21 protein-coding genes and 2 pseudogenes are annotated in these 23,171 nt (G+C 60.4%); 11 read left to right on the top strand and 12 right to left on the bottom strand.

Features of this window, described 5'->3' with window-relative positions; genetic code table 11:
• The 4 genes from astD to HMPREF1024_RS09540 all read left to right on the top strand — a co-directional run.
• A partial coding sequence (gene astD / locus HMPREF1024_RS09525; protein ID WP_009308977.1) for a succinylglutamate-semialdehyde dehydrogenase occupies positions 1–1,118 on the top strand: 1,118 nt, incomplete at its 5' end.
• 21 nt (positions 1,119–1,139) lie between these two features.
• Complete coding sequence (gene astB, locus HMPREF1024_RS09530; RefSeq protein WP_004190366.1) at positions 1,140–2,480, top strand: N-succinylarginine dihydrolase; 1,341 nt, start codon at positions 1,140–1,142, stop codon at positions 2,478–2,480.
• Between the two features lie 10 nt (positions 2,481–2,490).
• Positions 2,491–3,486 (top strand): succinylglutamate desuccinylase, encoded by a 996-nt coding sequence (gene astE, locus HMPREF1024_RS09535; protein ID WP_004176358.1) that lies wholly within the window; start codon positions 2,491–2,493, stop codon positions 3,484–3,486.
• A gap of 9 nt (positions 3,487–3,495) precedes the next feature.
• Positions 3,496–4,926, top strand: coding sequence for an amino acid permease (locus HMPREF1024_RS09540; protein ID WP_002903059.1), 1,431 nt, complete (start codon positions 3,496–3,498; stop codon positions 4,924–4,926).
• Between the two features lie 206 nt (positions 4,927–5,132).
• On the opposite strand, the gene HMPREF1024_RS09545 is transcribed toward HMPREF1024_RS09540, so the two are convergent.
• Positions 5,133–6,458, bottom strand: a complete 1,326-nt coding sequence (locus HMPREF1024_RS09545) for an MFS transporter (protein WP_009308972.1) — start codon at positions 6,456–6,458, stop codon at positions 5,133–5,135.
• Positions 6,459–6,839: 381 nt separating this feature from the next.
• On the opposite strand from HMPREF1024_RS09545, the gene HMPREF1024_RS09550 reads away from it, so the two are divergent.
• Positions 6,840–7,640 carry a YdcF family protein gene (locus HMPREF1024_RS09550; RefSeq protein ID WP_004151569.1) on the top strand — a complete coding sequence of 267 codons (801 nt, stop codon included), beginning with the start codon at positions 6,840–6,842 and terminating at the stop codon, positions 7,638–7,640.
• Positions 7,641–7,701: 61 nt separating this feature from the next.
• On the opposite strand, the pseudogene HMPREF1024_RS31355 reads toward HMPREF1024_RS09550, so the two are convergent.
• Positions 7,702–7,838, bottom strand: a pseudogene (locus tag HMPREF1024_RS31355) (hypothetical protein).
• Between HMPREF1024_RS31355 and aldA the strand changes: the two are divergent.
• Entirely contained in the window at positions 7,837–9,276 is a 1,440-nt protein-coding gene (gene aldA / locus HMPREF1024_RS09555; RefSeq protein WP_009308969.1) for an aldehyde dehydrogenase, read from the top strand. The pseudogene HMPREF1024_RS31355 and the gene aldA overlap by 2 nt on opposite strands.
• A 48-nt stretch (positions 9,277–9,324) precedes the next feature.
• On the opposite strand, the gene gap is transcribed toward aldA, so the two are convergent.
• A complete protein-coding gene (gene gap, locus HMPREF1024_RS09560; protein WP_002903227.1) occupies positions 9,325–10,323 on the bottom strand; it encodes a type I glyceraldehyde-3-phosphate dehydrogenase in 999 nt (332 codons plus the stop codon).
• A 282-nt stretch (positions 10,324–10,605) separates the two neighbouring features.
• On the opposite strand from gap, the gene HMPREF1024_RS09565 reads away from it, so the two are divergent.
• Complete coding sequence (locus HMPREF1024_RS09565; RefSeq protein WP_002903230.1) at positions 10,606–10,764, top strand: YqaE/Pmp3 family membrane protein; 159 nt, start codon at positions 10,606–10,608, stop codon at positions 10,762–10,764.
• Positions 10,765–10,798: 34 nt separating this feature from the next.
• Here the strand turns inward: HMPREF1024_RS09565 and HMPREF1024_RS09570 are convergent, their stop codons facing one another.
• The 4 genes from HMPREF1024_RS09570 to HMPREF1024_RS09585 all read right to left on the bottom strand — a co-directional run bounded on the left by HMPREF1024_RS09570 (position 10,799) and on the right by HMPREF1024_RS09585 (position 13,337).
• Positions 10,799–11,191 carry a DUF1398 domain-containing protein gene (locus tag HMPREF1024_RS09570; RefSeq protein WP_004224558.1) on the bottom strand — a complete coding sequence of 131 codons (393 nt, stop codon included), beginning with the start codon at positions 11,189–11,191 and terminating at the stop codon, positions 10,799–10,801.
• Positions 11,192–11,441: 250 nt separating this feature from the next.
• Positions 11,442–11,675 (bottom strand): sulfurtransferase-like selenium metabolism protein YedF, encoded by a 234-nt coding sequence (gene yedF, locus HMPREF1024_RS09575; protein WP_002903233.1) that lies wholly within the window; start codon positions 11,673–11,675, stop codon positions 11,442–11,444.
• Positions 11,672–12,880 (bottom strand): selenium metabolism membrane protein YedE/FdhT, encoded by a 1,209-nt coding sequence (gene yedE, locus HMPREF1024_RS09580; protein WP_009308965.1) that lies wholly within the window; start codon positions 12,878–12,880, stop codon positions 11,672–11,674. Before yedE ends, yedF begins: the two co-directional genes overlap by 4 nt.
• Before the next feature lie 103 nt (positions 12,881–12,983).
• Positions 12,984–13,337: a DUF1304 domain-containing protein gene (locus tag HMPREF1024_RS09585; RefSeq protein WP_002903236.1), complete on the bottom strand. Its 354-nt coding sequence runs from the start codon at positions 13,335–13,337 to the stop codon at positions 12,984–12,986.
• A 236-nt stretch (positions 13,338–13,573) separates the two neighbouring features.
• On the opposite strand from HMPREF1024_RS09585, the gene HMPREF1024_RS09590 reads away from it, so the two are divergent.
• Positions 13,574–14,053 carry a hypothetical protein gene (locus HMPREF1024_RS09590; RefSeq protein ID WP_004179667.1) on the top strand — a complete coding sequence of 160 codons (480 nt, stop codon included), beginning with the start codon at positions 13,574–13,576 and terminating at the stop codon, positions 14,051–14,053.
• 69 nt (positions 14,054–14,122) lie between these two features.
• On the opposite strand, the gene ydfZ is transcribed toward HMPREF1024_RS09590, so the two are convergent.
• Complete coding sequence (ydfZ, locus tag HMPREF1024_RS09595; protein ID WP_004151566.1) at positions 14,123–14,326, bottom strand: putative selenium delivery protein YdfZ; 204 nt, start codon at positions 14,324–14,326, stop codon at positions 14,123–14,125.
• A 311-nt stretch (positions 14,327–14,637) separates the two neighbouring features.
• Between ydfZ and HMPREF1024_RS09600 the strand changes: the two genes are divergently transcribed.
• A complete protein-coding gene (locus HMPREF1024_RS09600) occupies positions 14,638–15,666 on the top strand; it encodes a CorA family divalent cation transporter (protein ID WP_004179669.1) in 1,029 nt (342 codons plus the stop codon).
• A gap of 13 nt (positions 15,667–15,679) precedes the next feature.
• On the opposite strand, the gene HMPREF1024_RS09605 is transcribed toward HMPREF1024_RS09600, so the two are convergent.
• A complete protein-coding gene (locus HMPREF1024_RS09605) occupies positions 15,680–16,852 on the bottom strand; it encodes a MalY/PatB family protein (protein WP_009308961.1) in 1,173 nt (390 codons plus the stop codon).
• A gap of 51 nt (positions 16,853–16,903) precedes the next feature.
• Positions 16,904–18,496, bottom strand: a complete 1,593-nt coding sequence (gene malX, locus HMPREF1024_RS09610) for a maltose/glucose-specific PTS transporter subunit IIBC (RefSeq protein WP_002903245.1) — start codon at positions 18,494–18,496, stop codon at positions 16,904–16,906.
• 172 nt (positions 18,497–18,668) lie between these two features.
• On the opposite strand from malX, the gene HMPREF1024_RS09615 reads away from it, so the two are divergent.
• The gene (locus HMPREF1024_RS09615; protein WP_004148253.1) at positions 18,669–19,697 is read left to right on the top strand and encodes a Mal regulon transcriptional regulator MalI; all 1,029 of its coding nucleotides are present in this window, start codon (positions 18,669–18,671) and stop codon (positions 19,695–19,697) included.
• 39 nt (positions 19,698–19,736) lie between these two features.
• Here HMPREF1024_RS09615 and HMPREF1024_RS09620 read toward each other — a convergent pair whose 3' ends face one another.
• Positions 19,737–21,314, bottom strand: a complete 1,578-nt coding sequence (locus HMPREF1024_RS09620) for a YdgA family protein (RefSeq protein ID WP_004210343.1) — start codon at positions 21,312–21,314, stop codon at positions 19,737–19,739.
• 86 nt (positions 21,315–21,400) lie between these two features.
• The gene (manA, locus tag HMPREF1024_RS09625) at positions 21,401–22,579 is read right to left on the bottom strand and encodes a mannose-6-phosphate isomerase (RefSeq protein WP_009308958.1); all 1,179 of its coding nucleotides are present in this window, start codon (positions 22,577–22,579) and stop codon (positions 21,401–21,403) included.
• Between the two features lie 201 nt (positions 22,580–22,780).
• Between manA and HMPREF1024_RS31785 the strand changes: the two are divergent.
• A pseudogene (locus HMPREF1024_RS31785) lies at positions 22,781–23,171 on the top strand (fumarate hydratase); the annotation flags it as partial.

Here is a 23,171-nt window from a genome sequence, read left to right as displayed (position 1 = left end):
AGCGGACGGGCTTTCATGAGTCGACGCTGCCGGACGGTAAAGCGCTGCTGCGCCACAAACCGCACGGCGTGATGGCGGTCTTTGGCCCCTACAACTTCCCGGGCCACCTGCCCAACGGACATATCATTCCGGCGCTGATCGCCGGGAACACCATTGTGTTTAAACCCAGCGAGCTGACGCCGGCTACCGCTGAAATGACCGTCCAGCTGTGGCAGCAGGCGGGCATCCCCGACGGGGCGATCAACCTGCTGCAGGGCGGAAAAGCCACCGGCCAGGCGCTGCTGGAAAATCGTGATATCGACGGCGTGCTGTTCACCGGCAGCGCGGCGGCCGGTTTCCACTTCCATCGCTACTTCGGCGGCCAGCCGGAGAAGATGCTGGCCCTCGAGATGGGCGGCAACAACGCACTGATCGTCGCCGACGTGGCCGATATCGATGCGGCGCTGCATGTGATTATCCAGTCGGCGTTTATCTCTGCCGGGCAGCGCTGCACCTGCGCGCGCCGGCTGCTCGTGCCGCGCGGCGAGCAGGGGGATGCGCTGCTGCAGCGGCTGGTAGAGGCCAGCGCGCAGATCCGCGCCGGCAAGTGGGATGATCAGCCGGCGCCGTTTATGGGCGGGGTGATCTCTCTCGACGCTGCGCAGAACATGCTGGCGGCGCAGCAAAAACTGGAGGGGCTCGGCGGCAAGGTGCTGCTGCGCATGCGCCAGCCTGACCCGCGCTCCACGGTGCTGACCCCGGGGATCGTCGACGTCACCGGTATTGAGGTGCCGGATGAAGAGTACTTTGGCCCGCTGCTGACGATTATCCGTTACGACGGCTTCCCGGAGGCGATTCGCCTCGCCAATCAGACCCGCTATGGCCTGGCCGTCGGGCTGATCTCCAGCGATGCGGCGCAGTTTGATCAGCTGGCGGACGAGGCGCGAGCCGGGATCGTCAACTGGAACAAGCCGCTGACCGGCGCATCGAGTAAAGCGCCGTTTGGCGGGGTGGGCGCCTCCGGCAACCATCGCGCGGCAGCGTGGTACGCCGCCGACTACTGTGCCTGGCCGATGGCCTCTCTGGTCAGCGATACGCTGACGCTTCCGGCGACGGTATCGCCGGGCCTGCCATTCTGATAACGGATCCTGTGAGGACATATGTCTGGTTTTGAAGCAAACTTTGATGGCCTGGTCGGCCCGACGCACCACTACGCCGGACTCTCCGTCGGCAATGAAGCCTCGCAAAATAACCGCGATGGTCTCTCTAACCCTAAAAAGGCGGCGCTGCAGGGGCTGTATAAAATGAAAGCCCTGGCCGATCGCGGCTTCGTGCAGGGCATTCTGCCGCCGCAGCCGCGGCCGAATCTGCGTCTGCTGCGTGAAGTGGGTTTCCAGGGCAGCGATGAGCAGGTTATCCGGCAGGCGGCCCACGCGGCGCCGCAGCTGCTCTCCGCCTTCAGCTCCGCCTCGTCGATGTGGACCGCCAACGCGGCGACCGTCTCACCGTCGGCGGACAGCGCCGATGGCAAAGTCCATTTCACCGTCGCCAACCTGAACAATAAGCTGCACCGTATGCAGGAGGCGCCCACCACCTCGGCGATCCTTGGCGCCACGTTCGCCGATCCGCGCTACTTTGCCCACCATGCGGCGCTGCCGCAGCATGGCGACCTCGGCGATGAAGGGGCGGCCAACCATAACCGCTTCTGCCGGGAATATGACCGGCAGGGGGTGCAGTTTTTCGTCTATGGTCGACGCGCCAGCGGCGGTATCGCCCCGGTGAAGTATCCGGCGCGGCAGACCCTCGAGGCCAGCGAAGCGGTGGCCCGCCTGCATCAGCTGGATCCGCGCTACACGGTGTTTGCCCAGCAGGCGCCGCAGGCTATCGATCGCGGCGTGTTTCATAACGACGTCATCGCGGTCAGCAATCGCCATGTGCTGTTCCACCATCAGCAGGCGTTTGTCGATCAGGCGGCGGTGCTGACCACGCTGCGGGCTAAAAGCGACAGTCTGGATATCCCGTTCACCAGCGTGGAAGTGCCGGACGAGCGGGTTTCGCTCGATGACGCCGTGGCCTCATACCTGTTCAACAGCCAGCTGCTGAGCAAACCAGACGGCAAGATGCTGATCGTGGTGCCGGAGGAGTGCCGCCAGCGGGAAAACGTCTGGCGCTATCTCAGCGATCTCGCCGCCGATAGCGCATCGCCGATCGATGAAGTGGCGGTCTTTGACCTGCGGGAAAGCATGCGCAACGGCGGCGGCCCGGCCTGTCTGCGGCTGCGGGTGGTGCTCAACGAGGCGGAGCGCCAGGCGGTCAACGCCCATAGCCTGATGAACGACGAACGTTATCAGCAGCTGACGGCATGGGTGGAAAAACACTATCGCGACCGGCTGCATGCCCGCGATCTGGCGGACCCGCAGCTGCTGCGCGAGGTTTATCAGGCGCTGGATGAGCTGACGCAGATCCTGCGCCTGGGCGCGGTCTATGATTTTCAGCGTTAAGGAGCGGCAGATGGAGCACCTGGTTAACGATTTACTGCACTGCCGCCTGCAGGCGTGGACCTTTCCGGCGGGCATCGAGGCCCGCTGGCTGGGCGAGGGCATTTTACAGCTGCTGCCGACGGCGCCGTGGCGCCAGGCGACGATCCTCTCCGCCGGCGTGCATGGCAATGAGACCGCGCCGATTGAACTGCTGCTGCAGCTAACCCACGATCTGAGCCAGGGGCGGCAGCCGCTCACGCAGGCGCTGCTGATCGTCTTTGGTAATCTGCCGGCGATCCGCGCCGCGCGCCGCTATCTGCATAACGACCTGAATCGCCTGTTCGGCGGCCGCCATCTGGCGGTCACCCCGGGAAATGAGTCGCGGCGGGCTTTTGCGCTGGAGCAGGCGGTGCAGGCTTTTTATCGCGCCGCCGATGCGGCGGGGCCGGTCAACCGTGGTCATCTCGATATGCACACCGCCATTCGCGGATCGCTGTATCGCCAGTTTGCGCTGCTCCCGGCCCACGCCGGGGATTTTTCGCCCGATTTCTATCAGCTGCTGCAGGCCAGCGGGATGGACGCCGTCGTGCGCCATACCGAAGCGGGCGGCACCTTCACCCATTTCACCTGCGAAAAGTTCGCCGCGCAAAGCGCCACCCTGGAGCTGGGGAAAGTGATGCCGTTCGGCGCCAACGATCTCAGCCTGTTCGCCGCCGCCGACGCGGCGATCCGGGCCTGGATCGCTGACGCGCCGCTGCCGCCGCGCGACAAAGCGCCGGTGGACTACTTCCTGGTCGAGGAGAGCATCATCAAGCGCGAGGGGGAATTTACGCTTAATCTCGCGGCAGACGTTGAAAACTTCACCGCGCTCCCGGCAGGGTATGAGATCGCCCGCCAGGCAGAGAAACGTTGGGTGGTGCAGGCCCGGGCCCCCTATATCCTCTTTCCCAACGCCGGGGTCGCCACCGGCCAGCGCGCCGGGCTGTTGCTCCGCGCCGCTGCCCTTCGTCTCCCGCAACCAGCCTGAGGAAACACCATGACTGAACATCAACATCAGGCGTCACCTGCCGCCGGAGGTGAAGGCGCGTCACAGCTTAAGCGCGGGCTCAGCGCCCGCCATATCCAGATGATTGCCCTCGGGGGCGCCATCGGCACCGGGCTGTTTATGGGGGCGGGGCGCAACATCGCCGTCGCCGGCACCTCGATCCTGGTTATCTATGTGCTGGTCGGGTTCTTTACCTATATGGTGATGCGGGCGATGGGCGAGCTGCTGCTCACCCGCCATGACTACCGCTCGTTTGCCGACTTTGTCGGCGAGTATCTCGGGCCGCAGGCCAGCTTTTACCTCGGCTGGACCTACTGGCTAAGCTGGGTGGTGACCTGTATCGCCGACGTGGTGGTCTGCGGGAGCTATATGCAGTACTGGTTCCCGGAACTGTCGGCGTGGATGCCGGCCCTCAGCATGCTGGCGATCCTGTTCCTGCTTAACCTGCTGTCGGTGAAAATGTTCGGCGAGGCGGAGTTCTGGTTCGCCCTGATCAAGGTGATCACCATTATCGCCCTGATCGGCACCGGCGGCTGGATGATTGCCACCGGCTGGACCTCCCCGGACGGCGTGACGGCCTCCCTCAGCCATCTCACCGACCCGACGGCCTTTATGCCCCACGGCATCACCGGCTTTTTCGCCGGCTTCCAGATAGCGATCTTCTCCTTTACCGGCATTGAGCTGCTGGGCACCATGACGGCGGAGACCCGCGATCCGCAGCGCATTTTGCCCAAGGCGATCAATGCTCTGCCGCTGCGGATTATCATCTTCTATCTGCTGTCGATGGTGGTGATCATCGCTGTCGCCTCGTGGCCGGGGGTGTCGGCGGAGACCAGCCCCTTCGTGACGCTGTTCGCCAAGGCCGGGCTGCCTGCCGCCGCGGCGGTGATTAACTTTGTGGCGCTGACCTCGGCGATGTCCTCGGCCAACAGCGGGGTCTTCTCCAGCACCCGCATGCTGTACGGCCTGTCGGTGGAGAAGCATGCGCACTGGCAGTTTCGTATCCTGTCGCGCAGTACCCGCATTCCGGTGCGCAGCCTGCTGTTCTCCTGCTTCTGCATGCTGATCGGCACGCTGTTGCTGTTTCTGGTGCCGAACGTGATGACCCTGTTCACCATCGTCTCGACCCTGGCGGCGATTATGGTGGTGTTCAGCTGGGGGATGATCCTCGTGGCCTATCTGGTTTACCGCCGTCAGCGTCCGGACCTGCACGCCGGGTCGATCTTTAAGATGCCCGCCGGGGTAGTGATGAGCTGGGTGAGCCTGCTGTTCTTCGCGTTCGCTATCTTCATCATGATCTTTGACCCGGACACGCTGCTGGCGCTGTTGGCTTCTCCGCTGTGGTTTATCGCGCTGTGGGGCTTCTGGAAGCTGAAGCAGCGGCGCGAGGGGCAGCTTCAGCTGGACAACCAGAGCGCCTGACACCCGCCGGCCCTGGCGGCCGGCTAAGCAGGGGGGAAGACTTGACGCCTGTTTGTGCCCGGTGGCGGCTGGCGCCTTACCGGGCCCATGCTTACCGGACCTGGGATAAGCGGTTTCCCCCGCCGCGCGATCTCTCCCCAGGCCCGCGCAAGCGCAGCTCCGCCGGGCGGGATAGTCGGCGCCGTAGTAGCCCTGGCGGGCTGCGGTCAGGCGCTTTCCGCCCGGGAGGGGGCCGTGCTCAGCGCGGACTTCATCCGGCTGGCGCAGAATATCGCCAGGAGCGAAATCGCCACCGTAACGCCCAGATAAATGGCCACCGGCCGCCAGTCACCGTCATATTTTGCCAGCAGACCGGTGGCGATAAGCGGCGCGGTTCCCCCGGCCAGCGCGGCGCCCAGCTGGTAGCCGAGGGTGATCCCGGTATAGCGCACATTGGCGCTGAAAATCTCAGAGCACAGGGTGCCGAGCACCGCGGTTACCGGCGCCCACAGGATGCCGAAGGCAACGATCGTCGCCAGCATGATGCCCCAGCCGGTGCCGGTGTCGAGCAGCAGGAACCACGGGACGATAAACAGCCCCAGCAGCACCACGCTCAGGGTGTACATCTTTTGCCGACCCACCTTGTCTGACAGCAGCCCCATCAGCGGGATCATCACGGTGGCCACCAGCGCGCCCAGGGTCACGGATTCCAGCGCCTGCGACTTCTGATAGCTCAGGGTGGTGGTGGCGTAGCTGACTACAAAGGTGGAGAAGATATAGAAGGGGGCGGTCTCCACCACTTTCAGGCCGGCGGCGATCAGCACTTCCCGCCAGTGGTGCTTGAGCGTATCGCGCAGCGGGGCCTTCGCCACCTGGCCGGATTTTTTCACCTGCTTAAAGGCGGGCGTTTCGTCGATATCTTTACGGATCCACAGGCCGAGAAAAACGAGGACGGAGCTGAGCAGGAACGGTATGCGCCAGCCCCAGGCGAGAAACTGCGCCTCATCGAACAGCGTCATCAGCGAGACGATAAATGTCGCCATCAACATGCCGATGGTCACCCCGGCCTGGGGAATGCTGCCGAAAAAGCCTTTCCGCTTTTCCGGCGCGTATTCATAGGCCAGCAGCAGCGCGCCGCCCCATTCGCCGCCGATACCCATGCCCTGAATAATGCGCAGAGTAATCAGCAGGGCCGGCGCCCAGAGGCCCACCATCTCGTAGGTGGGCAGCAGGCCGATCGCCACCGTGGCGCTGCCCATCAGCGACAGGGTCAGCACCAGCGTCTTCTTGCGGCCGATGCGATCGCCGATATGGGCGAAAATCACGCCGCCGATGGGGCGGATAAAAAACGTCAGCGAGAAGGAGAGCCAGGAGAGGATCAGGCCGATAACCGGGTCGACCATCGGAAAGAAGATTTTGTTGAACACCAGCGCGGCGGCGGTGCCATAGAGAAAATAATCGAACCATTCGATGGCGCTGCCTGTCAGGCTCGCGATCAGTACCTTCTTGTTTTTCTGCAGAATGGATGCAGTGTTGTCTTGTGGATTGCTCATTACGAAACGTTCTCCCGCCACGGTAAATAGGTCAGGTGTCACTCTGTGTAAACAGGGTGCAACCTGGTGTGAAAAAGGTTGTGTAATTGTTAAGCAACTTAGGGTTGAAGGTTACAATTGGCAAGTTCATCGCTGGCAAACTGGGCGACATGGCGAGGTTTGGCGTGGTGTAACCGCGACGCTATTTTTTATTTTCCACCTGATTTTGCTGTTTTTTGTTATTTTCATAGTGAGTTGTTCAGGTGCAACCCGCCTGTTTTTAGATGTTTCTTGTTATTTCAAAATGGTTACAAATTAACGCCGCTTTGCCTCCCGCGAGGCGGCGTTTATGATGGCGAAAGCATCCTCTCCGCTCGGCTGAGAGGGAATTAAGGAGACAGAATGGCAGAACAATTTCCCCGGCTGTCGGCGGCGACGCTGGCGGCGGCTAACCAGGTCGGCGCCTGGCTGGCGCAGGACGATCTGGCGATGCTACCCGCGCTGCCGCAGGTGGACGTGGTGGTGCTGGCCGGCAACGCCGTGATCCCGACCATCGACGCCGCCTGCCGGCTGGCGGCGGAACGGGAAGTCCCGCTGCTGATCAGCGGCGGCGTGGGACATTCTACGAACTATCTCTACGAGGCGGTGCGCCAGGATACCCGTTACCGTATGTTGCCGGTGGTGGGGCGTCCGGAAGCGCATGTTCTGGCCGATATTGCTCATGACTACTGGCAAATTCCGCGCTCGCGGCTGGTGGTGGAGGACCAGTCGACCAACTGCGGCGAGAACGCCCGTTTTACCCGGACCACGCTGGAGAACGGGGGGATCCCTCATCGTCGCGGGATCGTCATTCAGGACCCCACCATGCAGCGGCGAACCATGGCCACCTTCGCCCGCGTCTGGCAGGGGGTGACGACGCCGCCACAGTGGCTGAGCTTTCCCGGCTGCTCGCCGGTGCTGGAGCAGACCGATGGTCAACTGGGGTTCGCGGGCGGCGGGGCGGGGCTGTGGCCGGTCGCCCGCTACCTGGCGCTGCTGCTGGGCGAGCTGCCGCGCCTGCAGGATACGCCTGAAGGATACGGTCCGCGGGGGAAAGACTTCATCAGCCACGTCACCTTCCCGCCGGAGATCATCGATGCCTGGCGACAGCTGCGGGAGGACGCCCAGCTTGCCGGGGCGCTGCAGGCCCGCACCCTCGGCTGAAAACTGCCCGTTTGCGGCAGATTTATCGCAAACGGGCAATTTGTGTTATTGGAATGTAACCTCAAGCGGGCATTTTTGGCCCGTTTTTATGAATCAGCTCACAGAACTGCGTCAATGTGCTGCCGAACAGCGGCTTATCCGCCCGATATTTAACAAAAAATCACCTGTTAAATACAAATGCACCACAGGAGCAGCCATGACAGCACCCGTTCAACACCCGATGTATATTGATGGCCAGTTCGTTTCCGGTCGCGGCGACGGCTGGATCGACGTGCTTAACCCGGCGACCGAAGCGCTGCTGTCGCGGATCCCGGACGGGACTGCCGAAGAGGCGCGGCTGGCGATTGACGCCGCCGAGCGCGCCCAGCCCGGCTGGGAAGCGCTGCCGGCCATTGAGCGTGCGGGCTGGCTGCGCAAAATTGCCGCCGGTATCCGCCAGCGTGCCGACGAGATCGCCGGGCTGATTGTCGCTGAAGGCGGCAAGATCCAGCAGCTGGCGGCGGTGGAGGTTGCGTTCACCGCGGACTATCTCGACTATATGGCAGAATGGGCGCGCCGTTACGAAGGTGAGATCGTGCAGAGCGATCGCCCGGGGGAGAATATCCTTGTCTTTAAACGCGCGCTGGGGGTGACCACCGGGATCCTGCCGTGGAACTTCCCGTTCTTTCTTATCGCCCGCAAGCTGGCGCCGGCCCTGATCACTGGAAATACCATTGTCATTCAGCCCAGCGAATTTACGCCCAATAATGCCATCGCCTTTGCCGAGATTGTCCATCAGGTTGGGTTGCCGAAAGGGGTCTTTAACCTTGTGCTTGGCCGCGGAGAAACCGTTGGCCAGGAGCTGGCCGGCAATCCGAAGGTGGCGATGGTCAGCATGACCGGCAGCGTGGCGGCGGGAGAAAAAATTATGGCCGCTGCGGCGAAAAATATCACCAAAGTGTGCCTCGAGCTCGGCGGCAAAGCGCCTGCCATTGTAATGGACGATGCGGATCTGGAGCTGGCGGTGAAAGCGGTAGTGGACTCGCGGGTGATTAACACCGGGCAGGTGTGTAACTGCGTCGAGCGGGTCTATGTTCAGCAGGGAATATACGACCGCTTCGTCAACCGCCTCGGTGAGGCGATGAAGGCCGTCCAGTTTGGCGACCCGGCGACGCGGGATGACATCGCGATGGGGCCGCTGATCAACGCGGCGGCGCGGGACCAGGTGGCGGGCAAAGTGACGAAGGCGGTGGCGCAGGGGGCGCGGGTGGCGCTGGGCGGTCAGCCGCTGGAGGGCAAAGGCTATTTTTATCCGCCGACCCTGCTGTTGGATGTACGTCAGGAGATGGACATTATCCATGAGGAAACCTTCGGTCCGGTGCTGCCGGTGGTGGCCTTTTCGACCCTCGATGAGGCGCTGGCGATGGCCAATGACAGCGATTATGGCCTGACCTCCTCAATCTATACCCGCGATCTGAACGTGGCGATGAAAGCGATTAAGGGACTGAAGTTTGGCGAAACCTACATCAACCGTGAGAACTTTGAGGCGATGCAGGGGTTCCACGCCGGCTGGCGTAAGTCGGGGATCGGCGGCGCAGATGGCCGCCACGGCCTGAATGAGTACCTGCAGACCCAGGTGGTCTATCTGCAGGCCTGAGGCACTCCACACAGAACCGGCGGACAGCGCAGGCTGTCCGCCGTTCACTTAGCGGGCAAATTTCTCCAGCACGCGGATCAGTTGGGTGACAAAGCCGTATTCGTTATCGTACCAGGCGACGGTTTTCACCAGCTGTACGCCGCCGGCCTCCACAATCTCCAGCTGGGTAGCATCGTAGATCGAACCGAAATGGCTGCCGATGATATCGGAAGAGACGATCTCCTCTTCGGTGTAACCAAAGGATTCATTGCCCTCAGCCGCCTGCCTCATCGCCTGATTGACCTCATCCGCAGTCACCTTTTTCTCCAGCACCGATACCAGCTCCGTCACTGAGCCGGTTTTGGTCGGTACGCGCTGGGCATGGCCTTTCAGCTTACCGCTCAGGGCAGGGATCACCAGGCCAATGGCTTTTGCCGCGCCGGTAGTGTGCGGGATAACGTTTTCCGCCGCCGCCCTGGAGGCGCGCAGATCTTTTCCGCGCGGCCCGTCCACCAGCGACTGGGTGCCGGTATAGGCGTGGATGGTGGTCATGGTGCCTACGGTGATGCCGAAGGCATCCTGCAGAACTTTGGCCATCGGCGCCAGGCAGTTGGTGGTGCAGGAGGCCACGGAGATGATGGTGTCATCCGGGGTCAGGGTGTCATCGTTGACGTTGTAGACGATGGTTTTCATCTCGCCGGCGGGGGCGGAAATCAGCACTTTGCGCGCGCCTGCCTGGAGATGGGCTTGCGATTTCTCGGCCGAGGTGTAGAACCCGGTACACTCCACAATCACCTCGGCGCCTGCCGCCTGCCATGGAATATGCTGCGCCTCTTTTTCGGCATACACCGTAATGGTTTTGCCGTTGACGATCAGCGCATCTTCGGTAAAGTCGACGCTCCACGGGAAGGGGCCGTAGTTTGAATCATGCTTCAACAGGTAGGCCAGCACCTTTGGCGAAGTGAGGTCGTTGATAGCCACCACTTCCAGGCTGCTGTCGACTTCTAATAAACGACGTAACACCAGACGTCCGATACGACCAAATCCATTAATCCCAAGTTTACTCATGGATATTCTCCGGTTGGTAAAACGACTCGATGTGATGAAACTCCTCCAGGCTTAGCCCTGTCCCCCTGATTGGTCAACTGACAATCTGTGCGCTTTGCCAGGGCCTGCGGGCCGGAGAGGGGAAAAGTGAATGTTTTCCCGGTCTTTTTTGCCCGTGACGGCAGGGAATGATTTTTGTTACCAGAGATGAGGGGGCTGCCTGCTGGCGAAACGACGAAAAGCGTCTATGCTTAACTATTGAATAGCTTAGTAAAAAATTGACGTTAGACGAAGGGAGAGGTTATGGGATTCTGGAGAATCGTTTTCACTATCATTCTGCCGCCGCTGGGTGTGCTGCTGGGAAAAGGCTTCGGCTGGGCGTTTATTCTCAATATCATTTTGACCCTGCTGGGCTATATTCCTGGCCTGATCCACGCCTTTTGGGTGCAGACCCGCGATTAAAGGCTGACCCTCGCCGCCTCCCCCTGAGACCTGTTCAGGGGGGCATCAGGCACTCTTTATATAACAGCGTATTATCCTTCGACCAGTAGTGCCGGGTCTCCTCTTCCAGATCGACGATCCACTTAAATACCCCGGCGCTGGCGAGATCCCGGCAGTACTGTTCAAAGTTAATGGCCCGGGCAAAGTGGCGGATAACGGCGGCCCTGGTCAGACAATGGCTGGCCTCAGCGCGAACGCGCAGCAGCCCGCGGGCGCTTTTTACCGAGACCACCTCGTCGTTTGCCATTACGAAATTCATATTGCCGGTGGAAACAAAATAGATGTAGTAGGAGACCTGATGCCGACGCAGTTCATTGGCGAAGGTGGCATAGTCGGCGTCAGAACGCGCTTGCTCAAAAAAATGACCCAGCCTGACCAGCAGTTCCATTTCGATCCTTATCGTGTCGCTGTGTGCGGCTTTGGCCGATAGCGGCAGAAACCATTCACTAAATAACTTATTCGCATTTTAATAATATAGGCGCGTTATATTAATGGTTATTGCGTAACTGGAACACGGTTTCAAGTGTTACAATCTATTGCAATCGTTTGGCTACCTGGTCAGCGATGCGTAAGCGAACGGCGAGGCGGGAACGAGGAGACAAGCGCCGGCGGGGAAGGCCGCCGGCGGGAAAACGGCGCTACTTCTGAATCAAATAGCGAATGGTTGGGCCATCCTGTTGAATATCCAGCACCGTGTAGCCGTGGTTCCTTGCATCAAGCGGAATGTTATTGATCGACTGCGGACAGTCGCTGACCACTTCGAGGATCTCGCCTTTTTGCAGGGAAGGCATTGCCTCCAGGGTAGCGACCGCCGGATACGGGCAGGGTTCGCCGACCATATCCAGGCGATAATCAGGGATGATGTTTTTCATGCGCTCTCCTTCACGGTCCGGACCGCCGCCTGGCGGCGGAAAAAATGTCTCTCCCAGGCGATCACCAGCAGCAGGGCGATCAGCAGCAGTAGATAGGTGGCCAGTAGTCCGCAAAAGGGACCGAAGGCGTTCAGCAGGTTGACTTTCTGCCAGTGGGTGGCGAGCGGGGCGGCGATATCGTCCCAGCACCAGGCGAGCAGCGTTGAGCCGATGACGTTGCCCAGCCCAACCCACCAGTAGTGAACCTGGCCCTCCACCGCCCGGTACATCCAGCCGGTCTCACAGCCGCCGGCCAGCACGATGCCAAAGCCAAATAGTAGCCCGCCAATCGCCGCATTAGGACCGGCCCACATAATTTTCGGCGCCATCCCCAATTGCACATAGCTGAAGATACCGATGGCGCTCGCCGCCATGCCGAAGATAATCGCCTTCGCCATCACCGTCCGGCCGGTGATCCACATATCGCGAAAGGCGGAGGTAAAGCAGATCTGCGCGCGCTCAATAAGCAGGCCAAAGGCAATGCCAAACAGCATCGCCAGGCCGAGCGCCGGGTGGTCTGCGGCGGTGAGCAGGCCCCAGCCGATCATGGCGAAAAAGACCACCATCCCCTGGCGGAAACGGCGGCGCGCCTGCTGCGGTTTTTGGGTTAAGGGCGAGGCGGCGGACACTTTTTGCATTTTTACCGGGATGCGAAAAAGGGGCAGCAGCGTGAAGCGGGCGCCAAACCAGGAGCCGATGGCGGTGGCGATGGCAAACAGCCAGGCGTGCAGGGAGAACTGCGGAATGCCGGTGAAGAAGGCCGCCAGGTTGCAGCCCATCGCCAGCCGTGCGCCGAACCCGGCGATGATGCCGCCCGCCACGGCCTGCGCAATGCGGAGCCGGCTGCGTGGCAAGCGCAGTTTGACGTTATTCGCCCACAGCGCGGCGGCCAGGCAGCCGCCGAACATGCCGATGATCATCCTGCCATCGATGCGGGTCAGCGGCGACCCTTCGAGATGTATCAGCTGGTAATAGCCCCACTGTTCGCTGTGGACGCCCAGCAGCTGCAGCAGCTGACCACCCCAGCGGGTGAATTCGCCGGTCACCGCCCAGAAGGTGCCGGTGATGCCAAAATAGTAGGTAGAGAGAATGCCCGCGGCAATGACCGCCGGGACAGGAGACCAGAACCGGATAAGCCAGGCCTGTTTGAAGGATTGCCATGTCATAAAAATGCCTCTGAACTCAGAAGGTATTAACGGTCGATGACCGACCAAAGGGGGCAAATAGTACCCGCCTTAGCGCCTGCTTTCTCTGTTTTGGATCAAGGCCCTACGCTTGCGTCAGCACGGCAACCAGCGCCAGCAGCGCGGGCAGCGCCTGAATATAGAGAATTTTGCGGCTGGCGGTCAGCGCGCCGAAAATCCCGGCGGCCAGCACGCAGGCCAGGAAAAAGATAACCACCTGCACCCCCGGCGCCCCCAGCCACAGCCCCCATGCCAGGCCGGCGGCCAGAAAGCCGTTATACAAGCCCTGGTTGGCCGCCAGCACCCGGGTCTGCCGGGCGAAATCGGCGCTGAGGTTAAAGGCCCGGCGCCCGGCGGGGGCTTCCCAGAGAAACATCTCCAGCACCAGGATGGCGAGATGAATAATAGCGACCAGCGCAACGAGGAGAGTGGCTAACACAGCGGTCCTTAACGATTAGAGAAATGTTTCTCCAGTATAACCGCAGGCGCTCACCAGGCGAGAGGGCGACTGCTATAGTGCAGATAGCGTCATATTTTCCCGCCGCGAAGAGCGTCGGTTTATCTGATTGCCCTTTGGTTTAGCTAAGCGGTGCTAGCATGCCGGGTTCTTTTTACGGGTATGGCATAGGTTACTGAATGGTAAATAAATTATGGATTTTGTTATCAGCGCTACTAATGGTTGCCATGCCGTCGGCGCAGGCCGGGGAATTAAACCTCTATTCGATGAATACCGGTTCCTATGTCTATCATATGACGGGTAACCACGGACAATATAACGAACATTTCAATAACAACTTTTTCTCGGTGGAGCGCAAGTTTTCTCAGGATTCAAAATACAGCGTGCTGGTCGGAACGATGAAAAACAGCTTTGACGATCGCTGCCTGACTCTCGGCGTGCGCCGCGACTGGCTGAAAAACGATACCGGCTGGGTACTGAAAGGGGTGTATGCCTATACCGGGGAATTTTTCTTTGATGCCTTCAGCCACTGTGGGGATTCCGGCACCTACCGCACCGCCAAAAAAATCACCGGCATCGGTTTTTCGCCCTACCTCTATCATGGCCTGCAATATAATTTCACCGATTATTTCGGTGTGGAAGGCGGCATTATTGTGCCGGCGATCTTTGTGATGAGTGTTCAGTGGAGCTTTCGCTAGACGCTTTATTTCCCGGGAAAAGAGCAGGCCACCACAGGTGGCCTGATACTAACGACCTGGCGGCAGGAATTAATGGAAGCCGAGACGGATCAGATCCAACGGGCAGAAGCGGCCCTCGCAGCCGTCGATTTCAACGCAGTCCGCCCGGCGCAGCTGCTCAGCGGTTTTCCCCTCGCCATGGATAGCTTTAATCACGCCCGTCGTCCCGTTACCGGCGATCATTACCATGCTGCCGGTAGCAATAGCGTTACGATTACGGTCATAGGTTTTCATGGTCTCCTCCTCAATAAACCTGGGTGAAAGCAATGATTAAGCGCGCAAATTAATACCGCTTTCTGCCTAAAAAAGTTTTGAGGATAATCAAATTTATTTTAATAACCACCTGAGCATAAAGGCAAGAAGACCTTCTGTTCGCCTCCATCGCATCGCCTGCGCGGCGAGGGGATGAAGCGTGATACTGTCCGTCATATGTCAGCCAGGTTACTGTTTTATGACCAGATTATTAACCTTGCCAGCCCGCGGAAAATAGCGAAAGATGGCACTATTCGGGCATCAACGGTGCCAGTGCCTGTCCTGAGGGAGCCATGAGTCAAGACGTCACCGCGAAGATGTTAAAGCCCGATTTTGATAGTGAAGTTTCCGGCCTGGTGCATGGCTATTTGTTTCATGAACAGCGCCCCCCGCAGCCGATCGCCTCTGGCGAGGTCTGCGCCCGCTATCAGGCGCTCGCCGATGACAAGGCGTTTATCTGGTTACACCTGAATCTTAATCATGCCACCGCCGAGAAATGGTTAACCAGCCACTTTCCGGTGGCCGATTTTTTCTTCGAGGAGATCCGCAGCGGCTCGCACACCACCCGCATTGAGCGACAGGGGGAAAATCTGTTCGCTGTGCTTAACGATGTGCTGTTTCGTCCGCAGGATACCAGCGCGGAAACCGCCACGCTGTGGCTCTACTGTAGCCCCAGGCTGGTGGTGACGGCGCGCTTCAAACCGTTGCGGTTTATCGAATGGATGCTGCCGCGCTTGCAGACGCTCAGGGTGAACACGTCTACTGAGCTGCTGGCCTTTCTGCTGGAGGAGCAGGAGGAGGTGCTGGAGCAGGTCGTCCGCCAGGCCAGCCGCCATGTTGACCTTATTGAAGAGCGTCTTCTGAGCAATCACGTGCAGCGCAACCGGGCCGATCTGGCGCGGCTACGGCGGATGCTTTTACGCTTCCAGCGGCTGCTGGCGCCGGAGCCGGCGGCGATGTTCCGGCTACTTAACCGGCCGCCGGCGTGGATGGATCGCGCGGTGGTGCAGGCGTTTCGTCAGTTCACCGAAGAGTTTAGCGTGGTGCTTAACGATCTGTCGGGCCTGATCGAGCGCATCAGTCTGCTGCAGGAGGAGATTGGCGCCCGCCAGCTGGAGCAGAGCAATCGCACCCTCTATACCCTGACGGTGATCACCGTCCTCGCGCTGCCGATTAACATCGTCGCCGGTTTCTTCGGCATGAACGTCGGTGGGATCCCGCTGGCAAGCAACCACCACGGGTTTATCCTGCTGGTGGTGATTGTCGCTGTCTTTACCCTCGGCGCCGGTTACCTGGCGTTTCGCCGGCGCGATGACCTGTAGATTGCGCGTCGAATCAGCTGAGGCTGCGCAGGGCGGCAATCAGTCCTTCGACACCGCGTTCCAGCTTCTCGCGCGGGCAGCCGACGTTGAGTCGCAGAAAGCCGTTGCCCTCAGGACCATAGGTATAACCCGGCATAATCGCCACCTTCTGTTCGGCGATCAGCGCCTGCTGTAGCGCGCGATCGTCAACGTTGAGCGGGCGCAGGTCGATCCATGCCAGGTAGGTGGCCTCCGGCGGCTGCCAGCAGAGCGCGGGGAAGGCGTTGTTGAGCGTGTCGGCGACATAGCGCATATTCGCCTGCAGGTAGTCGCGCAGGGCATCGAGCCAGGGAGCCCCGTCGCGGTAGGCGGCGATATGGGCGACCAGCGCCGGCACGGAAGGGGAAGAGAGCCCGTCGCGACCCTTTAGCGCCTGCAGGTAGCTGTCGCGCTCGTTCTCTTCGGGGATAAAGCCGTAGGCCCCGGTAAAGGCCGGAATATTGAAGCTCTTCGAACCGGAGGTGAACAGCGCCCATGGTCCCTGAGCGACCTCGCTCCACGGGATATGGCGGTGTTCGCCCCAGGTCATGTCCATATGAATTTCGTCGCTAATCACCCTGACGCCATGTTTTTGACACAGGGCCGCCATGGTCTCCAGCTCCTCGCGACGCCAGACTTTCCCCGTTGGGTTGTGCGGGCTGCACAGCAGCAGCAGGGTATTCTTTGGCTCCGCCAGCGCCGCCTCCAGGCGGTCCATATCGCAGCGCCACCGATTATCCTTCAGGATCAATGGCACCGGGGCAATCCGCCGCCGGTTAGCGGTGATGGTGTTATAGAACGCATCGTAGGCAGGGGTGTGGACCACGACGCCGTCGCCTTCTTTCGACCACTGGCGGATGGTTTCCGCCACCATATAGATAACCGAGGGTCCGTAGACCACAGATTGCGGATCGATGTCGCTGTTAAAGCGGCTGGCGTACCAGTGGGCAATCGCCCCGAGAAACGCCTCGTTGCGCCAGCGGCTGTAGCCGAACACCCCGTGGGCCAGCCGCTGGCTAACGGCGTCGAGAATACAGGGCGCGGTGGCGAAATCCATATCGGAAATAGTGAACGGCAGCAGATCGGCGGCGCCAAACCGGTCGGCGACATAGTCCCATTGCGTGCACCAGGTGCCGTGGCGATCGATAGGGGTGGCAAAATCAAACATTGGAGCTTCCTTAGCGAGCGCCCCCTCCGTAGCGGAGGGGGACTAGTGGGATCAGGCCTGCACGGTATTCATCAGCGTGGCCATCTCATCTTTTACCGACTGTACCTGCGGGCCAATAACCACCTGCAGATTATGCTGGTTGAGCTGTACCACCCCGATGGCGCGATGGGCTTTCAGCGCGGCGGCGTCCACTTTGCTCATATCGTGCACCGACAGGCGCAGACGGGTAATGCAGTTATCCAGCGAAACAATGTTCTCTGCGCCGCCGAGCGCCGCCAGAATCGCCGGTACGTTATACCCGGATTTGCCGATGGTACCGGCGACGGCTTTCTCCACGCTGGCGGCAGTGTCGATGTCGCGACCCGGCGTTTTCAGATTGAAGCGGGTGATGGCGAAGCGGAAGATGGCATAGTAGACCGCGAACCAGATAGCCGCCACCACCGGCACCAGATACCACTTGGTGGCCAGGCCATGCAGAATGCCAAACACCACGAAGTCGATGATATTGCCGTCGGTGTTGCCGATGGTTACCCCGAGCACCGCCATGATGGTAAAGCCGAGACCGGTCAGCAGCGCGTGGATGACATACAGGACCGGCGCGACAAACAAGAACAAGAACTCCAGCGGCTCGGTGGTGCCGCCGACCACGCAGGCGATGACCCCGGAGATCAGCAGGCCTTTAATTTTATGTCGGTTTTCCGGACGGGCGCAGTGGTACATCGCCAGCGCGGCTCCCGGCAGGCCGCCGAGGAATGCCGGCATTTTACCCTGCGACAGGAAACGGGTGGCGCTTTCGGCGAAGCCGTGGGTCGTCGGACAGCTCAGCTGCGCCTGGAAGATGGTCAGCGCGCCGCTGACGCTGTGGCCGCAGACGTCGAGGGTGCCGCCGGCTTCGGTAAAGCGGATCAGCGCCACCAGAATATGGTGCAGGCCAAACGGCAGCAGCAGTCGCTCGCCGGTGCCGAAGATCATAGGCCCAAAATCCCCGGCGCTGTTGATCATCTTCCCGAGGGCGTTGATCCCCATAGCGAAGACTGGCCACACCAGCGGGATCGCCAGCCCAACCAGCCCCAGCACCACGGTGGTGACGATCGGCACGAAGCGGGTGCCGCCGAAGAAGGCCAGGGCGTCCGGCAGGCGAATGTTATGGAAGCGTTCATGCAGCAGCCAGACGATAATCCCGGCGATCACCGCCCCGAGGATCCCGGTATCGATTGACGGAATGCCGATAATGTTCTGGATATTGTTGGCCTTCAGGATCGCGGCGTCGGTGGTGGGCAGAATACCCTTCGCGGTCAGCCAGAAGTTGACCGCCAGGTTCATGACCGCGTAGCCAACGAAGCCGGCGAAGGCGGCGACGCCTTTGTTCTCTCGCGCCAGACCCAGCGGGATGGCGATACAAAACATGACCGGCAGGAAGCTGAAGGCAAAGGAGCCGACCTTGCTCATCCAGATAAAGATGGCCTGCAGCAGCGGCATATCCAGCCACGGCAGCAGAGTCAAAACATCGTGACTGCTTAGCGAGCTGCCGATCCCCAGCATGATCCCGCAAAACGAGAGCAACGCTACGGGCAGCATGAAGGTTTTTCCCAGCTGCTGGAAAAATTCCCATAAGGTGATTTTTGGTGCTGTTTTCGCCGTCATAGCACGGTTCCTGATTCATAAGTGGTCGGGAGAACTAACGCCACGGCAAGATAAAACGTTTTATCACTTTTTAGTGCGATAAAAATCACATATTCAAGCGATAATAAGGTTTATAAAGATCGCACAATGATAAAACGATTTATCGACAGGCAAGGGAGTCAGCCAGCAGGTTATGGCAATCGCAAAAAAGATCACCATCAATGATGTGGCGCTGGCTGCCGGCGTCTCGGTGAGTACCGTTTCACTGGTACTGAGCGGCAAAGGGCGCATCTCCAGCGCCACCGGCGAGCGGGTTAATCAGGCTATCGAACAGCTGGGATTTGTGCGCAACCGTCAGGCGGCCTCGCTGCGCGGTGGGCAGAGCGGGGTGATTGGCCTTATCGTCAGCGACCTGTCAAAACCGTTTTATGCTGAATTAACCGCCGGCCTCACCGATGCCCTGGAGAGGCAGGGGAAAATGGTATTTCTCACCCAGGGAGGCCGCAGCGGCGAGAAGATGGCCCAGCGGTTTGATACGCTGGCGGCGCAGGGGGTGGACGGGGTGATTATCGCCGGGGCGATCGACCGCGGGAGCGAGCTGCGCGAGCGGGCGGCGGAGGCGGGGGTGCCGCTGGTGTTTGCTTCCCGCGCCAGCTATCTTGACGATGTCGACCTGATCCGCCCGGACAACATGCAGGCGGCGCAGCTGGTGACGGAGCATCTTATCCGCCGCGGCCATCAGCGGATCGCCTGGCTCGGCGGGCAGAGTGCTTCGCTGACGCGCGCTGAGCGGGTCGGCGGCTATTGCGCCACCTTGCTGAAATACGGCCTGCCGTTTCACAGCGAATGGGTGCTGGAGTGCGAGTCCAGCCAGAAGCAGGCGGCGGAGGCGATGACCGGCCTGCTGCGCCAGAATCCGACCATTACCGCGGTGCTGTGCTACAACAACGTGGTAGCCACCGGCGCGTGGTTCGGTCTGTTACGGGCTGGAAGACAGAGCGGGGAAGATGGCGTCGAGAGCTACTTTGAGCAGCGGGTGGCGCTGGCGGCGTTTGCCGACGTGCCGGAGGCCGCCCTCGACGACCTGCCCCTCACCTGGGTGACCACCCCGGCGCGGGAGATGGGGAAAAGCCTGGCGGATTCGATGCTGCGGCGTCTGGAAGAGGGGACTGGCGAGACGCGAAACCAGATTATGCCCCCGCGGCTGGTGACGCGAAAATGAGGGAGACGGCGCGCGCTGGCCGTCTCCTGTACCGATAAGTTACGGCTGCGGGGCGGCGTCGTCCTGCTGAGGAGCGGCGTCATCCTGCTGCGGCTGGCCTTCCTGCTGCGGCTGGCCTTCCTGCGGCGCGCTGTCCGGCAGCGAAGGCGCTTCCAGACCAAACATCGCGGCAAAGTCTTGCAGCGGCATTTTCTGTCCGTTCAGCGTCACCTGGCCGTTCGCGTACTGCAGACTGCTGCTGATGGCGTTATCTTCCATGGTGGTAATGCGGAACATCTGGCCCATCGCCGCCAGGCCTTTGACCTGCTGATCGGCGAGTTTGGCGGCATCGGCCGGCTGATAGCCTTCCAGACCGGCGATCTTAGTCATAAACTCCGTCGCCATATCCACCGGGATCACCACTTTGCCGTCCAGGGACTGCACCACGCGATCCAGGCTGTCCGCCAGGGTCTGCGGCGGAGCGGTCACCTGGGCCGGATCTTTCAGCAGAACCGAGAGGTTGAGGGTGCTTTCGCCTTTGGCATTGCGCCAGCTCAGCGGAGAGATGGTCACCGACGGGTTGCCTTTGAGCAGGATCGGCAGCGCATTGAACAGCGTTTCGGTGAGGGCCTGCTGATACAGCTCCGGATTCTGCGCCAGCTCCGGTTTCGCCAGCAGCGCCTGAGACTGCGCGCTGTACTGCTGACTGAACTGGTGCCACGCCTGACCGTCGACGTTATCCACTTTCAGCGTGAGTTTGCCGCTGCCCATATCCTGCCCCTGCAGCTTGAGGCTGTTGACGGTGTAGTTCACCTGACTGTTCACGCCTTTGCCGTCCTGGGTCAGCGTCGAGCCGCCGTCCAGCGCCATGCCGTCGATCAGCGCCAGCTCTTTGCCTTCGACGCTGATGGCCAGTTTATCGAGGGTCATTTTTTGCTGGCCGATACGTTCGTTGAAGCTGGCCAGCTCGGTGGCGCCGTCGGTGGTCAGGTTGACGAAGCGCAGCTGTACCTTCTGGTTATATTCGTTGAGCGCATCGATCTGCCCGCTGCCGGCCTGGCCCTTCAGGCTGATGTTTTTGCCGTCGCGGTCGGCGTCGAGCTGGAACTGACCGCCGCTGAAGGTAACTTTCTCATCGCCTTTAGCGTAGTCGAGGGCGTTAAGGACGATAGCCGACTGGCTGTCGCCGCTGTAGGCAATGCGCGTATCGACGGTAAAGGGGGTGTCGCCTTTGGCTATCTCGAACAGCGCCTGGCTGGCGTCGTTTTTCACCAGCGTGGTGTGGACGGAAGCCATTGCCGGCGCCAGATTAAAGGCTTTTAACGAGGCCAGCGGGAAGGGGCCATGATCGACCACTTCGTCAAGCACCACGCTCTGCCCGGCGGCCAGCCAGCCGTTAGCCTGACCGGCGATCGGCTTCACCACCAGCTGCAGATGGCTGCTGAACAGCCCGCGCTGGTAGTCCTGATAGCTCAGCTCCAGACCTGACTCCGGCGCGCTGCTGCGCAGCTGGGCGTTTGCCTGCTGCACCATATCGGCGATCCGGCCTTCCAGCTGTTTACCAGTGAACCAGGCGCCGCCTGTCCATACCACGCCCAGCGCCACGATGACTCCTGCTGCGACCAGCGATTTTTTCATAGCATTTATCCATAAATGAAGCCAGGCGGAGAGACCGCCTGGCTGAGTTATTACCAACAGTAAGCGCGACCTGAAGGGGCAGTCGCTTACTGGAGCTTATTGAAAACGCGCGCCACGCGGCCGCGGCCGCTGACCTGCACCGGCGGTTCACTGGCGGCCACGAAGGCCGACTCGCCCGGCTTGAGGGTCAGGCTCTGGTCGCCTTTGCGCAGTACGGCTTCGCCGTCGACGCAGAACACGATCGCCGCGCTTGCCTGGGCCAGATCGCTGGCCTCGGCGGAGAGGTCATGCAGGGAGAAGGCAAAATCTTCCACCGGGATCGGGAAGTCGAGTTCCGCGCCGTGACGCTGCGGCTGGGTCAACAGCTCACCCGCCGGTTTAGCCTCGAACTTGACGTTAGCAACCAGCTCAGGAATATCAATGTATTTCGGCGTCAGGCCGGCGCGCAGTACGTTATCCGAGTTGGCCATCACCTCCAGCGCCACCCCCTGCAGATAGGCGTGCGGCGTTTCAGCAAACAGGAACATCGCTTCGCCTGGGTTCAGCTTCACCACGTTCAGCAGCAGCGGGGAGAAGAGGCCGCTGTCGTCCGGATAGAATTCCGCGATCAGGCGGATAGTCTGCCACGGTTCGCCTTGTTCACGGGCCAGTACGTCGCGCAGCACCTGCAGCGCCTTGGCCTTTTCCTCACCCTGCATATTTAGCAGGCTGGCAAACAGCTGGCTCAGGTGAGTCGCGTCCGGCTGCTGCAGGAAGGCGCCGATTGCCGGATGCGCGCTAGCCACCGGCTGCAGCAGGGTGACAATCTCGCTGAACTCGCGAAATGCATTCATCGCCAGGAACGGCGTCAGGGCAAAAACCAGCTCCGGTTTGTGGTTCGGATCTTTGTAGTTACGCTCGGCGGCGGAGAGCGGGATACCGGCGGCGTTCTCGCGGGCGAAACCTTCTTCCGAGGCCTGCTTGTTGGGATGCACCTGAATTGAGAGCGGCTGAGCGGCGCACAGTACCTTAAACAGGAACGGCAGTTCACCAAAGCGGGCGGCAACCTTGTCGCCGAGCAGAGCGGCTTTATCCGCGTCAATCACCTCGCGCAGCGAACGCGGCTGGCCGTCGGCCGCCAGGATCTGCGAACTGCTCTTCGGATGCGCCCCCATCCACAGCTCTGCCATCGGCAGATTGTCCGGGTTGGCGATGCCATAGAGTTCGGTTAAGGCGGTGTGGCTTCCCCATGCATAGTTCTGCACGGCGTTAATCAGCTTTTGCATTCTCAATCCCTGTTTCAAACAAAGTAAATTTTATCGCCCTATTAAACCAGCAAACGGTGGAGAAGCAACTGCTGAAAGAAAAAGTCGTCCTTGTCTCAGTTTTTGTTAAAAAATTGTGTAAGATTGTTCGACTCGCTTTTCTACAGGCACATGGAGTCCCTGCCTGAAACATAATCAGCCAAAGCAGTAAGTGAGAGTACAATGTCGAATAAACCGTTTGTTTACCAGGATCCTTTTCCGCTCAAAAAGGATGACACCGAGTATTATCTCCTCAGCAGTGATTACGTCTCCGTCGCCGAATTCGCCGGCCAGGAAGTGCTAAAAGTTGACCCTCAGGCGCTGACCCTTCTGGCGCAGCATGCTTTCCACGACGCCTCCTTTATGCTTCGCCCTGCGCATCAGCAGCAGGTGGCGGATATCCTTAACGATCCGGAAGCCAGCGAAAAACGATAAATACGTCGCGCTGCAGTTCCTGCGCAACTCGGATATCGCCGCCAAAGGTATTCTGCCCACCTGCCAGGACACCGGCACCGCGATCATCATGGGTAAAAAAGGCCAGCGCGTGTGGACCGGCGGCGGCGATGAAGCCGCC

Origin of the sequence: Klebsiella sp. 4_1_44FAA, assembly GCF_000238715.1 — a bacterium.
Taxonomy (GTDB): domain Bacteria; phylum Pseudomonadota; class Gammaproteobacteria; order Enterobacterales; family Enterobacteriaceae; genus Klebsiella; species Klebsiella pneumoniae.
This window is presented reverse-complemented; position numbering and strand designations above follow the sequence as displayed.